The sequence below is a fragment of the Mycobacterium neglectum genome (assembly GCF_002591975.1).
GTDB lineage: Bacteria > Actinomycetota > Actinomycetes > Mycobacteriales > Mycobacteriaceae > Mycobacterium > Mycobacterium neglectum.
Window position 1 is genome coordinate 1 of the sequence record NZ_NVQE01000122.1, and the last position, 586, is coordinate 586.

General features: G+C 61.8%; 1 protein-coding gene. It reads left to right on the forward strand.

Annotation, left to right across the window (positions count from 1 at the left end):
• Window positions 1-114: 114 nt before the first annotated feature.
• Window positions 115-586: plasmid pRiA4b ORF-3 family protein (locus tag CSQ99_RS30660; protein ID WP_099042704.1), on the forward strand; the 472-nt coding region annotated here is incomplete at its 3' end.

Consider the following 586-nt stretch of genomic DNA (forward strand, 5'->3'; position numbering starts at 1 on the left):
GGCTCTTCATGATTGAGGGTGTAGAACGGTCAGCTGCTGTCGGCCTGTGATTGGGGTGTCTGGTTGGCTGGGTGTGTGCCGGAGAAGAAGCGGAAGAGTAAGAGGAAGAGCGCGGTGTCCGGGGGTGGTGTGGACCTGTCGATGCTGCAACAGCTGATGGCCGATGCTGGCCGGGATTTGTTCGCGGGAGTGTTCGATGAACCGACACCCGAGGTGGGAGCTGTGCCGGAGCGTGTGCGGGGTTTCCGGGTGCGGGTCGACCTGATGTACGCCAAGCCGCCGATCTGGCGTCGTCTGGTCCTGCCGGGTGACCTCATGCTCGATGAGCTGCATGACGTGCTGCAGGTTGCGATGGGCTGGCAGGACGGTCATCTGCATAAGTTCGGTGTCGGGGCGGACCGGCGTACCCGTGCCTACTTCGTCACCAGATTTGATCTCAGCGAAGGCGACGACGGTCTCGTCGAGGACGGTGTGCGCCTGGATCAGGTGGTCTCCGGTAAGGGCGACCGGTTGTTCTATGACTACGACTTCGGCGACGGATGGGAGCACGTGCTGGTGGTCGAAGACGTTCTCGATGATCCACCTT